The sequence below is a fragment of the Ignavibacteria bacterium genome (genome assembly GCA_015709655.1).
Taxonomy (GTDB): Bacteria; Bacteroidota; Ignavibacteria; order Kapaibacteriales; family Kapaibacteriaceae; genus OLB6.
Map to the genome: position 1 here is coordinate 1,647,475 of CP054181.1, position 16,215 is coordinate 1,663,689.

6 protein-coding genes are annotated in these 16,215 nt (G+C 48.1%); 1 reads left to right on the forward strand and 5 read right to left on the reverse strand.

The window, feature by feature from the left end:
* Positions 1-137: 137 nt before the first annotated feature.
* Positions 138-1,433 (reverse strand): exo-alpha-sialidase, encoded by a 1,296-nt coding sequence (locus tag HRU79_06655; GenBank protein QOJ26346.1) that lies wholly within the window; start codon positions 1,431-1,433, stop codon positions 138-140.
* 382 nt (positions 1,434-1,815) lie between these two features.
* Complete coding sequence (locus tag HRU79_06660) at positions 1,816-2,814, reverse strand: lytic murein transglycosylase (protein ID QOJ26347.1); 999 nt, start codon at positions 2,812-2,814, stop codon at positions 1,816-1,818.
* 121 nt (positions 2,815-2,935) lie between these two features.
* On the opposite strand from HRU79_06660, the gene HRU79_06665 reads away from it, so the two are divergent.
* Entirely contained in the window at positions 2,936-3,565 is a 630-nt protein-coding gene (locus HRU79_06665) for a DUF1573 domain-containing protein (GenBank protein QOJ26348.1), read from the forward strand.
* Positions 3,566-3,580: 15 nt separating this feature from the next.
* On the opposite strand, the gene HRU79_06670 is transcribed toward HRU79_06665, so the two are convergent.
* From HRU79_06670 to HRU79_06680, 3 genes are read right to left on the reverse strand one after another with little or no spacing between them, the layout of a single operon-like run.
* Entirely contained in the window at positions 3,581-5,344 is a 1,764-nt protein-coding gene (locus HRU79_06670) for a hypothetical protein (GenBank protein QOJ26349.1), read from the reverse strand.
* Between the two features lies 1 nt (position 5,345).
* Complete coding sequence (locus HRU79_06675; protein QOJ26350.1) at positions 5,346-7,322, reverse strand: hypothetical protein; 1,977 nt, start codon at positions 7,320-7,322, stop codon at positions 5,346-5,348.
* The gene (locus HRU79_06680; protein ID QOJ26351.1) at positions 7,319-15,808 is read right to left on the reverse strand and encodes a hypothetical protein; all 8,490 of its coding nucleotides are present in this window, start codon (positions 15,806-15,808) and stop codon (positions 7,319-7,321) included. The genes HRU79_06675 and HRU79_06680 overlap by 4 nt, the downstream gene beginning before the upstream one ends.
* Positions 15,809-16,215: the final 407 nt, after the last annotated feature.

Below are 16,215 nucleotides of genomic sequence, written 5' to 3' on the forward strand. Positions count from 1 at the left end.
GATAATAGTTAAAATGGCAACGTCAATGGGAAATGTGTGTGATGTTACGAGTAGCATTTAAGGCTCAAGAATAACGGTTCAAATACGGGTCAGAGTTGACTCAGACGGGTAACTGTCCCGCTCTACTGGTAAACAGCCTAACGCCACACCGTAAACTTACCAAACAATGCATTCTCAGCCGCTTGAGAAATTTTAATGAAGTACGGTCCCGGATGCACATCACTACAGTCCAGCCGAATCTCGAGACCCGATACATCATGTAGCCGGATAACTTCAGTACCGATTTCGTTATACACAAAAACGGTAGCGTTGTGCAATCCACGTTCAACACCAACAGTACAGACATCAACCACAGGGTTAGGTATGATGGTTATTTCACGTTCACGGTAGATTCCTTCGTTAATACTCGATGCGTAGTCCACCGAAATGTTTCGCTCAAAAACGTGGGTATTGCCACCTGTACTGTCAACCGAGAGCCACGTAAGGTAGAATGCGGTTTCACTGACCTTGCACAGTGCGGCATAGATCGAGCCAAGTGGGTTGCCGGTGTAGGCTAACGTATCTGCACCGAAACTCCCGGGTGCTCCCCAGTTTGTTGAATACGTAAATCCAACGTCTTTGAGCTTATCGTTAAACAGTGATGTGCCGGATGGAAATTGCTCGTAGGATACTCCAACAAAGCCACGGTGATTGCAATCAATGTGGGCAAACTGCGACGACTTACTCTGGCTGCTGATAACTTCAGGATCGCTCCACGTTACCCCCCAGTCTGTTGAACGCTGAAAGTAAATTTTATTCCTACCGTCATACGCAAGATAAACGTAGTGAGTGCCTGATACCGAATCATAGGCATGTGCAAGGTTCGGGTCCTTCGAGGCCGAAAGTGAGGGTGCCGTAAGAACTGCTTCATTCCAATGCACACCACCGTTAAATGACGAACTGAACCAAACCTTCGAAGGGAGTTTCCCTACTTTCCAGGTACAAAGAACAGTATCGCCAACAGCAATAACCGACGGGAATGATGCCATATCCTCGGGGTTGCTAATAGTTATGGTGCTATCCGTTAGGCTGCCGTTATCGTAACTGCGATAACAAATCACTGAACCGGCGTCAGACTCATTGGACCAAACAAAGCAGATACGTCCGTTTTGAGAAGCCCATACCGATGGTGAAGATACTCTCCCGGCATCACTTACCGGAATCGGGGTTGACCATACTTCGCCCCGGTTTGCACTGTAGCTGGCCATAATTAGAGGTCCTTCCTTCCAGCATAACCAGATTGTATCGGCATATCGTGTTATGGTTGCCGACAAGATGGATTTTCCTGTATGAGCAATGTTTCGTTGCCATGAGCCATTCGTGTATGACACAACGTAAATCGTGTCGTCGGAAAAATACACCAGATGTCTGCTGTCAGCAGATTTACCTACCATTAGCTTGGTATTGTTGAAGCAATACTTTATACCAATCGGTTCGAGGGCAACTTGTTTAACAGGGTGAATTTGAACTTGTCCTGATAATGGACAATAAAGGGAAAACAACAGCAGAGTGACTGCTAAAATTGAAGCTCGGTTCATAAGCTATCTCCTGGGTGATCACAATGTGACGGCTTCGTGAGTCAATAAAAATAAACGATGAGCTTGTAAAATAAAATGATTAAACAAAGCCCTATAGACTCTTCAGGATGAATGCTCAGATGAGGATAATCAGTCAGACTTTTATGGGAAGGGGCTCACCGGTATCAGGCGGTGAGAGTGTAACGTACAGCTTACCGTGCATTCGCCAGAGGCCGTGGCAGGTTTAAGTCAGGGTGTCCTACTTTAGCTTGCGCGACAGCGTAAACACGGCGTTAACGTAGGCATCGCTGTTGTTGTAGTGGTGTACTGCTTTTTTTTGCTTCTTCAAGCTTTTACTCCACCCGTTGGACTTCAGGTAATTGGCAATTGAGTAAATAGCATCGTCAGCCAAATACAGGTCAACCTGACCATCAGAGTTTCCGTCTACTGCCCATGATGCGTACGACGACGGAAGAAACTGAGAAAACCCAAATGCACCCGCCCACGAGCCTTTTAACTCGACCACATTCATCGTCCCCGCCTTGTCCACCTTCTCTAAAGCTTTGAGTTCACGTAATGCCCATGTTGCCTTGCGCGAGGCGCGCTTCTCAATCACTGTTCGCATGCTGTCAATTTTACTACTGTCTAATGTTTGTAACTCTATCACGCGATTCAGGCTAGCGTTAATGTTGGAGGTATCTGCGGCCATCAGCAGACTAAGATAAACGCTGGGGACATGATACGTGCCAGTGATTTTTCCGCACCGAGACTCAATCCACAATATACTTGCGATAACTTCTTTGTTTACGCCATACTTCTTTTGAGCGCCACTAAATAACAAGGCATTTGCCTTCATAAATTCTTTAACGCTTTTTACGCTGGAAGCATTCCAGCTCCAGGAGTAGTCGGGTACCGACGCATAGTTGGTTACGTTAATTCGAACGGCTTTTGCAACAAATCCAGCCGAAGGCGTTGTACTAATCCGCTGTACAAATGATGAATCAAGACCGAGTGACCTTGCTTTTGCAGCCGCTGAAGCCAGCAAACTGTCGGCCGGCGCTGCTAAAACAGGAGCAGTTGCGTTAAACAGAACAAGTGCTGCACAAAAAAATATGCCGGGCACACTAAACGTCAGTAGCCACCGGAATCGGAACATAGATGTACGATACTCGCGTTCCGTACCGTAACCTTTATGGCCTGGATCTGTCTTGCGTACACTTCGAAGCAGCTTTGAACAATCGCTTTTCTTAAGTTGCATACTTATCAAATTACCGAATTATTGCGTGTTGATGATGTTAAAACAGCGTTACAATTACTGGTTTATTGTCCTATTTGCAATCACTGTGTGCGGAACTTCCTTATACGCACAACCGAAAATAGTGGTACAGGACACAATTAACTGGGGTGCAGTCTCACCGGATACAATACTTGACGATCTGGAGCCTACAGTTTACTATAGTATTCCCATTTACAACAAGGGAACAGAACCCCTTATCATCTCAGAAGTTAAACCCTCCTGCGGATGCACAGCGGCACCGATCGACAAAAATGTTGTTCCTCCCGGAGACTCAACGTATATGCATATTGGCCTCAAGCTTCCAAATCAAAATGGTGAACTGCATAAGTTGATATCTATTTTTAGTAATGATAAATCCGACTCAGTTAAAGTGGTAAACCTGTTTGCGGTGGTTGAGCGACCCCTCCAATTATCATCAAGCTTCATCCCGTTTAATAAGGGCTCTGTTGGTGACACTATACGGGGACAAATTCAGCTTACCGTTTTTGGCAAATCACCAATTACATTCAAAATCCAGTCACCCGGATCGCACACCCGTCTGTATAGCCCTTCCGAATTTACCATTCAGCCGGGGGGCTCAGGCATGATAGATGTTGGCTACTATGCCGATAAGCCAGGTGCCTTTTCGTGTCAGGTAGTTGTTAACACCGACCACAAAGAATATCCGCATCTTGATTTATGGGGCTATGGTTTCGCAGATCCCAAAAAGTAGTCGGCATTCGGAACGCTAAAAGGAAATCTGAAGGCCTACGGAGCCTACATATTCAGTGAAGCTCCTGCCAGACGGATTTGTAGAGTTAACATCCGTTATCTGCATTTGTGCGTTACCGGTAAGAGACGAGGATAGTTTTGACCGAATTCCCATTCGAACAGTTTTTCGTAGTTCAGACGGAAGAGTTCCAATAGCTTGAGATCCTACTACAAGTGATACGTCGGGATGTAGAAGTCCGTTGTACAGTTTGTAGTTCCCGGATGCCGAAACACTATAGTGAGAAACGCCGAATGCCTGCTGACTGCTGCTGACGTAGGATACTACCACACGCATTCCCCATAGTCCACTTGTTTGCGAAAGACCGTAGAGTGCATTTGCAGAGATGGACGAGGTTACTGTGGCAGGTTGCGACAGAACAGCTTGAACCGTGTACACATCCCGATTAAAAGAGACACTAATTTGATGAGAGTGATTCTGTGTTAACAGCGTAAATGTTGGTGTTATGCCAAGAGACTGTGACACCTGCTCATACCGTAGAGTATCAAAATCAGAGGTTGTGCGCAGCCCGAAGTTTGTAAAGGATGCGTTGATATTCAGCTCGGACAGAACAGTGGCCGTCAGGCTGGCACGAATTAACATCTGGTCAGACGCAACATCAAGCGCATCCGCGATATTTTGCTTCCGCCAGCCCAACGTGGCCGTTCCATTTAGCCGGCCGTTGTACATGGAAATGCGTGGGTTGATGGTTACATCTATACGGTCAGGCTGATACAAAGGCTGCGTAAGACATATAAATCCGGGTCCTACGTAATTAACCCGACCTTCAATACCCCAGGTTTCTTGTTCATAACCGGCTGATACGATTCCGGCCCAATCCAATCGTGTAGAGGTGCGCATGAGGTACAGTAAACTTAGAACCGGTACCTCGGTCGTTAGTTCGGGGGCTGCTTTATCACGGGTAAAACATACTCCGGCAGCTTCAGCAGCGATGGTAAAATTTTTTGTTACCGGTGCTCGAATGTCAAACCCGACAGCGATACCTTCCTGTGCCACGGGCATCAAGGCATCGGGTATGGTAAGGCTAAGAAGGGTGTCGCGTACGGCAATGCCACTATCATTCACGATCGGTATGGGAACGGTCATATCATCAGTGATCAGAGGGATTGACTGCTCGTCGTCATTAATCTTTGCAAGCGAAAATCCATACGAAAACTGTGGCTCAGGCTCAGAAGAAATGCGGCATGCAAACAATGTTCTCATAAAACTGCCTGGAGAGACAGTTGCAGTATCGGCCTGGATGCCCCTTTGCAGAATGCCGTAGGTTGCGCTTACAGTAAGCTTACCAACCGATATGCTGCCTCCAGCACCAAACACCTGGGCGTTGTCAGCTATCAGAGAACCATATCGCGTGTACACTGACCCAATTTCCAGACGAACCGGACCAAAAACAGGAGATATGCTAAAATGATTTAGTGGGTTAAACAAAATGTCGGGCAGAGATGCCGTTGCTACGTTAGCCTGAAGATCGAAGGGGCTACGATAGGTGTACTGGATTTGAATTGGGATTTCCAGTACATCTGAAAAACGCAGATGGGTGCCGGAATACAATCTAAAGATAGCTTCCGGGCGGCGTGGAACTGCAGACGTTGCTCCACTGCTGGTTAGACTGTAGAACTCGGCTGAAACACGGGCGGAGCCGTGAACAGATACAAATGCAGTGTCAGCCCCATACGCACACCCTGCACACAACATGATTCCAACGATAAGAAGCCAGCACATTTTACTCCTTCGGTGGAGTGTACAGAATAGTGGCGGGCAAACCCATTTCCCAGTTGTCAGTTCTGGCAGTAACTTCATACGTATGCTGCTGCAGCCTGTCAGCAAATCTGTCGGCGTAACTCTGCACCGACGCTTCTACATTGTCAATCACCGTTCGTTGATTCGTGTGCGGGTGAATTCGAGTGATGCGATAACCCGCAGCATTGGGCACTGCCTGCCATTGCAATCGGATACATACAGCTTCCGCAACAACTGTCAGCTGCTTGGGTGATGGCAAGGTTGCTGCTTTATGTGCTATACGCGACTGACTAAGCCGAGACATGTTTCCCGCATGGTCAGCCGCTGCAACCCGGTACTCATAGGTGCCCGGGTCGGTTGGTTTATCGGTAACCTCAAGCGCACTTGTCTTTGTTAGTGTAATCCAGTCTGCAGCGTTATGCCGACGAAACACGGTGTATTGCGCGACATCTTCAGAAACCGACGGAAGGATTGAAAATGCAACCACATCGTTGTCGAACCGAAAGTTCTGTATTTGTGCCGGTGCCGGTGGGTTGATATCAAGGGGCTTTGCACTAATGGTTATGCTGTACTGCGAGTTATTGCCGGCAGCGTCAACCGTAACTACCTTGTAAAACAATTCGTGGTCAGTGAACTTGTCAACATGATGAGTATAAACTGTATCGGATATTGGACTGGAATTCAATTGAAGAAAATTCTGCCGAACCGTGTCAGAAGTGGCATACACAACGTATCCTACTGCATCGCTGTCGGGAGACCTTGTCCACCAGAGCAGTATCTTGCCGGTATCAGATTTAACGTTGGTAATGCGTGGTGGTAATGGTGGCACGTTATCGGGTAACGAAACCGTAAGCGTGTCGGTATGTGCTGCTGTGTCATTAACCATCACGCTGATAAAGTAAGAGTATGAATATCCGGGCTGCATTAGTGCGTCGGTGTACAGTGTGTCGGCAGGCTTTAGCCAAATTTCCTGCCAACCATCACCATCGGAGCTCTTCCTGTGTAGGATTAATGTGTGCGGGCGATAAGCCCCTTCCCAATTCCATCGCAATCTTACTCCTGCTGCGAAAGGAACGTAGTGGAAGTTATTGGGAACAACCAAGGATAGTGCCGGAGTACCAACAACTCTGATGATACTGCTACGGGAGCTTTCAACTCCGGTTACATGAACATTTGTAATGTAGTAGTAAACCGTATCGCCGACCGCCACTGAGGGGTCAGCCCAGCTGTACAGACCTCTGGTATCATGAGCTGAAAATAACGGAATGGATGTTAAGAGATCTGCCCTTTCAAAAGGTCCGGACTCTGATGCACTTCGCCACACTTTGTAGCCAACAATGGCATTTGCGCTATCGTTGCTGCTGTTCCGCAGCCAGGTCAGTAAAGCCCCTTCATCAGACGCTGATCCCTGAACGTCGATAGGCTGTGGAAGACGTGGCTGTGTGGATGGTACAGAAACTGATGTTGCAAGCTCTTCGTGTACAGATCGGGCGCTGACAGGGATAATACGATAGGAGACAGGGGTGGCTATGCGAAGTGTGTCAAAATAATACTCACCGGATATCACTGCCACTTCCGGTGCAGCAGCCCGGAAGGCCAAATGTAATCCAACATTCGGTGAGGTGAGTGTACGGCGAATATCAGCTTCGTTAAGATCGCGCTCATCTGTTACGCCAAATAGCGTTAAAAAGTACATTGCCTTGTAGCGTCCTACAACAGCGCTCATTTCCTTATACGACAGCACGAAAGGCAATGGAGCAGGCGTTAATCGTTCCCAGGATGCATTATGAACCTGCCGTTCCAGAAGCCATCCCGTAATGTCGGGATCAGTGTTGCCAATCCACCGCAGGTGAATACCGCTATCGGTCCGGAATGCGAAGAGTTGAATGTCGTGGGCAGCCATCGCGTGTTCGGCAGCGACTAACGCCACTGCAACGCAGAGAAGTACAACAGCTTTCATACTGATACTCCCACATCAAAATTGACGGTACCTCCAAACGAAAGTACAGAAACATACAGGTCCACAGACCCATTCATGGTAAAGGTAGATCCCGTTGTGCTGAATGATGCGTTACAGACTGCATTCATTCGGGCAATGTCAAAACTCGTTAACCAGTTCTCAAAGGTGAGATAGGCATCGCCCCTGAATGAAGCACTGCCGCTTACGGAAACCAACGGCTCGGTTGTGTATGCAAGCTCGGCTGTAGCACTAAGGTTAATACCTGCCTTTACAGTACCAATAACAATGTTGGCTTCCTTGTTCACATTGTACGACAATGTGCCGCGAATAAAGCCCCTTTGTTTGGTTACTTCAAATTGAGCATTTGCATTAATAATACCCATGAGTGAGGCATCTAAATATTCACTTTTAATAACAAATTCGGAGGGTGAGAACTTAAAATCTACCTTGCCCTGAATGCGGAGAAACTTACCCTCGTTATCGGGAATACCAACGCTTGCACGCAGAAATCCCGAGACCAGCGTATTCGGAGACCATGCCAGCGTTAGCTCGCCCTCCCCAAGAATTGATGACCGCTGGTTCATGAGCCATGCTTGCCCGTTCAGTGTAATTGAGCCGGGTACGTACACCATTACAAACTCGCTGTTAAACACTTTTCCGGCAGGTGGAGGAAGGGTATTCCCGACACCTACGCTGGCACGCAGAGCGATATTATCGAAGAACTCAGGCGTTGGCTTTCCCGAAGCCGCTGGTGGTCTGCAGTTCCAACCAATGCCACCGCCAATTGATGTGATGGACAAACCGCTCTGTCCAAGCGGAATAGCAGTGCTGACGGTTAATCCAACATACCAGAATGTATACGTCTTGTTATCACTGGTTGGTTGAGTGCCAACCATGATTTCACCCTCGATACCACTAAGCACATTTGTGATTTCAACCTTGAGCTTGGCATATATACTGTTATCTGCCCACTCGAACTTCCCATTGAGAGTGAAAGGACCCTTGGTAATCGTAATGTCCGCACTATTAAACTTAATTGAGAATTCAGGTCCCGGCAGTACGTATAGTGTTCCTGACGTCTGCTGAAGCCCAATTCCAGGAATCCCAATCCCTCCATCAATTGCAAGCTTAAAATCATCTCCGGTTGCCTCAATATTAATGTTCGTAATTGTTAGGTCCAGACCGGACAGGATTTTAATGTTAACGTCCTTCTCGATTCCGCCGTTAATTTTAAAGGTTCCGTCGGATCCCAGTATCAGTTCATTAATACGGATGGTACCAAACCGATCACTCTGGATTGTGGACACCAGCGTGAACAACCCAACACCGGTTTGTGGATCGTATTCAAGCTGGGTACCGGGCAGAATAGCAACAACAGCCTTCCACCGTGGTATGCTTAACGAACTCTTTGTTTCGAATTCAGCCTTCCAGGTATCTGACCATGTAAGATTTGTAACGAGAGTACCACTTAATGGTTTCTCCAGTGAGAATGCGCCTTCAATTGAACCCTCTTTAATACTGTTTTTCTCAAAGACCACCGTTAGCTTAGAAACACTGATACTAAACTTCGAGAACGACATTGAAAGAGGCCCTCCTTCAATGGAGATCTTACCGCTTAGCCCGGATGACCCAAATCCGAAATCCGACACACTCAGAACCGTTGGTATTCCGCCATCCTTAGACTTAAATTCGTCCGGAAATTCAACCTCGGCCTTACCAATGGCAATACCGCGGAAATCAGCCCCCAACGGATCGTTGGCAGGGAACTTGGAGTGGAAATCCAGTGCAACCGATGCGCCCTGTTTTACTGTAAAACCAGCGGCAGTGATTGACGGAAGGTTCTCAATTCGTCCGTAAAATTCACCATTGGTACTTAGTGCGGCTGTAAACACAACCGGAGTTTCAATCTTGGAATGAGATACTGATCCTTCGATTGCACAGCCTACACCGGCCTGAATTTCCACAGATGTAATAGAGAAGCTGAACGCATCCCATCTTGCCTGTAATTCACCTGATTCATGCCGTACCGTGCCTTCGGTTGCAACCAGGGAACCGTTTAAAACAATGCCTTCGGCGGTAACTGGGAGATCTACAAGACTACGGAGGAATTCCTTGGGACTATTGATCTTCAGAGTACCTTCACCCGCAACCACATCCTGCGGATCAAATAACTCATTCATTTCAACAACAAACAGATCGTCAGAAGCTCCGATCGAAAATGTCTTGCCACCCTTGGGGTTGTATTCTTTTGTAATTGCTGGCGGATGTGAAAGGGGCTTTAGTGTATCGGAAGGGAAGACCTGCATTTTTAGCACGGTTTTCTCGATTGTATCCTTAACCTGTGATCGTGCTATTCCAAAAAGACCCGTTTTTGCATTGTCAGGAACGGTAGTAAACTTCGGTGCTAATGGTTTAAAGTTGATCGTTTCATCATTAACAAAATCACGATTGTGGTCCAATAAACCTGTAACCGAGTGAACCATTTTGCCATACGGATTATCATGTTCCGTAACATCGGGCATCTCGTCGAGAACACTATTTACGCTACTACCTTCCCATACTTTCACTGCGGCATCCCACGCAATTGTCGGCGCTGATTTATTAAATCGATGGAACTTCAGCAGTAAGGGTGAGATAACATGAATTGTTCTTCGTTCGCAGGTGTCGGTGCGCACCCATGACAGATTGATCTTCCAGGAGGCAAACCCATCGCCGAAGTCAAACGGCACTTTTATGTATCCGTTGGCATCGGTAGTAACCTCGACAACATCGTGAACACCATTCAGACTCCAATCCTTGGATTCACCTTGTTCCAGGTGTGGTTTTAGGATGATCCGTTCACCCCCCAGCCCCTTATGATCGCCAGTCACTAACCGGGCAATCACTGTATCGGTATGCTTTGGCCAGCCGGTGAGACTGTCAGTAACCTCGATCAGAACCGCGGCCTTGACAATGTGCTTTGCTTTCTTGGGAGCTTCCGGGTCGGGGGCGATTTCAGGAGCAGTGTAATCAGCCTTTGTTTCCTGTGGTTCCTTACAAACCGGTTTCTCTACGTGTTCAGGCTCCCACAGTACGCGTTCCGATCTTGGCAGAATATGCCTGAACATACCCTTGCCACTCCACTGTCGGTGCGGAAGGTCAACAACGGAAAGGCGTTTTGGTGGTGGGCGAATACACCAGGCATCGGATGGAAGGCATTTGTGAATAAAAACGTCGTTATCAGCAGCCGCGCCTTGTAAAACCACCACATCCTTGGCTAATAGTCCGGACTCGAACACCGGCCATTCTGGCCAGATTGGCTCACCATTCTTGTACAGCAGGGCAATCGTGCGTGGTTCGAACTTTTCGATATGCGGATCGGCACCGGTCACCGGAGCATCCGGGAGTGGATCAACTTTAGGGATGCATGGACCGGCAGTTGTCTTTACCGGTGGTTTGTTTTCGTTAAAGGGGTCACACTGAACCATAGGTGTTCGGGAGCCATCGTATCGTACATAGCAAATAAATTTGGTAACACCATCCTTTGATCGAAAGGCATCCACAACCTTGTCGGTAACGGTAATCTCAAGGGTGTCAAGGTTCTTTGGACTGTTAAAACGGGTCAGGACAAAACTCCGGAGATCGGCGTTTTTTTGTTGTAGGTTCTTACGGGCACTCTCAAGGTGTTCTTGTGCACTTTTGATTTTTTCCTCTTTACTGGACAAAATCCCGGAGATCTCCGTACTGAGTGCATCTATCTTTTTCTTAATGGTTTCAACCAACTTTTGTTTTGCATCACGTTCAGTCTGGCTGGCCTTTATGTCACTGTTGTTTTCTACAACATCATCCTGGTCGGGCAGGTTTTCCTGTGCGGCCTGTGCGTTCATTGCTTTTGCAGAGGCTCTGTCGCGAATTCCGCGAATTGCTTCGATTTCCTGCACCGTAGTCTCGAGTGAACTGAATGCCTCCTTATAAGTAGCATGCTTTTTTTGATATGTATTATACACCCTTAGCCACTCTTTCTGGGTTTTGCTAACCAGAGAATCGGCTGCAGCCATATTGTTGATTTCCTTTTCGAACAAGGTATTCAATGTATTTAGTATCGTCTGTTGTGCTGCAATTTCACTTACCTTGTTCTGATGCTTTGCGTTTGCAGAAAGTTCTGCTGCTTTTGCCGCAGTTTCGGCAGCCGCACTTTCTTGTGCAATAGCCCGGCGAGTCTGATCATTAGCTCTTGAACGTTCTCGTGCAACGCTCTTTAGCTGTTGGCGGTTTTCGTGTTGTATTAGGGAGGCATCATTAAGAGTGTTCATGGTTTCTCGGGCTGCCAATGCCTTTGTTCTGGCATCCTCTATGGTGTTATTTGCCTCAATTGATGCCGTGTAGAGTTCCAACACAACCTTGTCGTACTCTGCTTTCTTTGTTTCAAGTTCGCGTGCCTTCCGTGTTGCCTCGCTGATTTTAACCTCGAGTCCGTTACCGGCATCCTGCTCAAGTTTTTGAGCTTTTCCAATGATCTCCTGAAGCTTGTCGTAGGTTTCTCTGAAATCCAGGGCAAGGTTGTTTTTATCATCGGCAATCTTGGAATTAAGTTCCTTAATTGCATCCTCTGCTTCGGATTGCTGATACGCCAGTTGCTTTATTTCGGCAAGTGCTGTAGATATTGACACAAGCATCCCGGTGAGTTCCGCCTGCAGTGCTTCCTTTGCTGTCAGCGCGATGGTAACGGCAGCTTCGGCTACGGCAACAGAGTCTTTCAGACGCTGAAACTCCTTCTTCTCGGCGTCATTCATCAGGATTTCAAGCGGAGGAGGGATGTAGTACGCAAATTCACCTTCAGCAGCCTTATTGCCACCCGAGAGCTGTTCGCGGGTCTTGAGTGCCTCGGCAATTTCTTTTTCAATTCTGATGCTGTCGGCTCGAAGAGCTGTTTCGAGGTTGTCGAACGGTTTTCTAACATCGGCTTCGGTTTTCTTTAGCAGTTCTTTCAAACGGGCAATTGTTTGCTTGAGTCCGGCCTCTCTGATGGTGAGTTCCTGTTTCCGCGCAAGTGCCGAATCATTCTGAAGGTTAACGGCAATAGAATCAGCAATGGCCTTCGTAAACGAAACAGCATTCGAGTCTATCATTCTGCGTACACTGTCACGAACAGCTGAATGGTGCGCCCGTTGGTTCAGAAGCTGGGGCTGCATTGCCTTGAACAGCGAGTCGCGGCTGTTGCGCTCCTGGTCATACAATTGCTGCGCCTCGGCAAGAGCAACGGTTGCTTGTTCTACCTCATCCACGGTATTCACGCGACTTGCATCCAGAGATTCCATTTTGTCAGAATATGCCAGCAGTGCCTTACTGTGCTGTGCAGAAGCAACTTCAACACTTGCGTAAGCACTCGCCAGTGCGGCCTCGAACGACAGCATTGAGGTGCGCTCTGACTGAATTCTCTGTTCAACTCCACGTGGCATTGTCTGGCCACCATCAATGCAGGTAATAGCAATGGTTACAAATGCATCGAGGGCGCCAGTAACATTACCCGCTGCCGTTGAACATGATGTGCGTTGCACAGAGTCGGATATTACACTGCACGATAAAAGAAGCGATGCTCGTGTTATCGGATACAGTGAGTCCACATAGGAGCGGGCCTGGCTACGCTGTCTTGGGGTTGAGCCGCGGGTGAGAGCTTCGTGGACGGTGCTGATCATGTTTTCAATTCGGGAGGTGTTTACAGCCAGGTTCAAGGCTGCGGGGAATTGAGCAGCGTACAGTGTCAGGTAACGGTGCAGGTCCCGAACACTTCCATGATATGATCGAAGTTCAGGACTATGGTATAACTGCTGTTGGAAATTTGCTATGTTCCTGGTGTGCCGGCCTGACGTGTTAACCAGATCAGAATACGTCTTCTGTGCGCGGGCGAGGAGTAATTCGGTAGTGCGAATGGAGGCCTGAAGCACCTTTGTTTGACTGACAATTTCTTGCTGGATTGAGTTGAGGGTTGCTTTTGCTTTGTTCACAGCTGACTGAGTGTTCTCCAAAGTAATCAAGCGCGACAGTTCCTCCGGGCCCGGACGGTTAATGAGCAAGCTATCATAGCGAGCTACCGAATCCTGGGCACGACGGACCTGTTCGAACAACTCCAGGGAATTCTCACTAATGTGCTGAAGGCGTTTGGAGCAGGCCGATAGTGAATCAGCTAATGCCGAAAGTTGTTGCTCAGTTACGCTAAGGGTATCGCGAGTGTGTTGCAGATCATCATTGGCTGTTGCCAGCTGTTTTTGTGCATTATCCTGAATGCGCTTAAATTCATCAATTGCGTTCTGTCGGCTAACAGCTAATTGTTTCAAACTATCAGTAACTTCCTTAAGCAGCTGTAGCAAATCATTAAGTTTACTATCAACGGCACCGATTGCAGTGCTGCTAAACGGAGAGTTTAAAGAGCCTTTGCCGGTAAGTTTCCACGTAATGGTGCTGATGCCGTCACGGACAGGAATCCACTTCTGTGCATCTCCGCCTCCGCAGCCCTCGCAGGTGAAAATCGCATAGTCCCAGTCAACAGCATTAACGCGGAGCGGGGTTGCCCTGGGGTACTTGTAGAGGTCAGCGTCTTTCAGCTCCAGCGTTGCCTGAATTGGTGTTGCCGGATTCGTGCCGCGTGTTGGATTGCATTGCACAACGGTAGGCGGAATAGAGTCGCACGGACGTTCAGGTACGGGTATTCCCGGAACTCGTGGTACGGGGGTCTCAGTTACGTCTCCAGACCCGGGTCTGGTTTCAGTGGTACGGTCCGATGCCGGAGTTTCCGTGTCGGTTTCGGGTGATTCCTTCAGTGGCCGATACCGCCAGCACACATCGTCAGAAACAACATCAGCAGTCAGCCCGGCGGGTGAGGTACAACGTCCGTTTATCCGAATAATATATGCTGCACCGGGCTCAACATATTCGATGATTGGGATGGTAACGGAGTGTACTCCGGCAGCTGAAGGCACCGGCAGTCGGGCAGAGGGACTGGGAGTTGTTGTCTCCGTTGGTACCCGTGGTATTCCGGGTGGTATCCATTTACCGCAAGGGTTGTCGGTAATTGTAATAGTGGCATCAGTCACGTTTCCTGATACGGCGTAGGTGACAGTAATAGCCCCGCTTGTATGATAGTCCTTAACGGTGCCAGTACAAGGAAGGAGTGGCTCCACAACAGAGAGTGAGCAGGGCACTGTATCACGTGACTGCGCAGGGGTTTCACCGGCCTGCACCACAACAGTTGCCGTTGCGACCATAGTGTTTGTCTCAGACAATCTTGCTGAGGTTGATGAAGGGGCTTTGGCAATGCGACATAACACCTGATAGGCTCCGGAGGGCGTATTCAGAAATATCAATGATACTCCGGTACCGGCTTGTACGATAGCACCAGGAGGGATTGGACTGGTGGAGACATCGTTGTTTCCGGTGCCGTCTGCCGCACTACCAACATACCGTACCTCCCATGTGGCTTCCTTGATGCAAGCAGGCTGGCAATCCGTAATGTAATTTAATTCAACAGGCTGACCCGAAAGAGTGCGGAACGCGGGAGTCACACTCTTGGTGGCAAGCTCAGTCTCGGGTATGGCCTCTGTTATTTCAGGTGGTTGGGTTTCTATGTTATCAGGTGAAGTCACAATTCGCAGATTGTTGCAATTGCAATTAGCAACCATACTGTTCCGCACCACACTAAAAAGGAACGGTTCTGCCCATGGCGGCTGAGTTACCGGTCGGTCCTGTTCATCGAGTATACGCACACTCCATACGTAGCGGCGACCTTCAAACAGTTGAATATCCGGAGGCCACGGCAACCCGGTTGAACCTTCAGAAGCCCGATCTCTGAAAACAATGGGATTCGACTCAAGGGCCTGCCAAGCAGGCTGTCCGTCCCGGTACTCAACAACAACAACCTCGGCATGCGTGCCGGTTACGGGAGGAGTTTCCCTGCTCCAATGAAACACTGCTGACGGTAGCAGCTCGGGCGATAACTCGGCGTTGTTCTGAGGTGCAATTAAACGCGGAGGCAACACCTCCTGAACAGAAAACTGAGCACAAACATCATTGGTCAGCGCCAGTTCAGAACTACGTGCGTCAACCAGTGAAATACAAATGGTATAAAGTCCGGACGGAAGCCGTCCAGTCCGGGTAGAAATCTTGTCAATATTTCCGTAAAACCGAACCAGATCGTACTGAAACACATCCTCGGCATTCAGGATTGTAACCCCGGGGGGAATCTCGATTGGCTGCATCTGTTCAGTCTTTGTTTCTGCTACCACACTACCCGATTGTGTTCCTTTTTTAACAGAGGCGTTTACTCGTACAAGGAAGCTTCCGGAAGTTGCATTTGTAACCGAGAGAAACACGGTTTCACTCCTGGTTTGCCAGTCACTCAGGTATGCTGACGGATTTGGATTAATCACGAGCTGCAACTGCAAAGGCTGAGCCGTAACAGAAAGATTAAGAAGAGCCGTAAGAACGGCACCGAGAAGCAATAAACGAGACATAGCGGCAGCTTTCAGAAGAACATACAATCACCGAAGTAACCAATACGATCATAAATTAAATAAACAAACAATGACAAACAATAATATCATCATATTAATAAGCAGGTAGTACAGTACTGTTAACCAAGGCAAATGGAGTACCGTGCTCAATCGATCTGTCTGGATTTCTACCACTTTTCTTGTTCGTAAACAAAAGGGTTTTCGGCTGAAGCAGTTATCGCTTTCCGACACATAGACTGTTGAAACCTCTCAGCATGAAAGGGTAGTTGTATAAATCGGACATGTACAGGCCTCGGACGCCCAGATGTCAGGATAATAGTGCGTATTTAGTTTTTACGTAGTTTTCGCATCGTTCGAACGGTATTCAACGGTCTTCCGGTTGACGTTGTATAGGGTACCACAAACGT

Coding starts and splice junctions, on each gene's coding strand:
- HRU79_06655 (QOJ26346.1), bottom strand. CDS start 1,433: ATGGTAGGTAAATCTGCTGACAGCAGACATCTGGTGTATTTTTCCGAC.
- HRU79_06660 (QOJ26347.1), bottom strand. CDS start 2,814: ATGCAACTTAAGAAAAGCGATTGTTCAAAGCTGCTTCGAAGTGTACGC.
- HRU79_06670 (QOJ26349.1), bottom strand. CDS start 5,344: ATGTGCTGGCTTCTTATCGTTGGAATCATGTTGTGTGCAGGGTGTGCG.
- HRU79_06675 (QOJ26350.1), bottom strand. CDS start 7,322: ATGAAAGCTGTTGTACTTCTCTGCGTTGCAGTGGCGTTAGTCGCTGCC.
- HRU79_06680 (QOJ26351.1), bottom strand. CDS start 15,808: ATGTCTCGTTTATTGCTTCTCGGTGCCGTTCTTACGGCTCTTCTTAAT.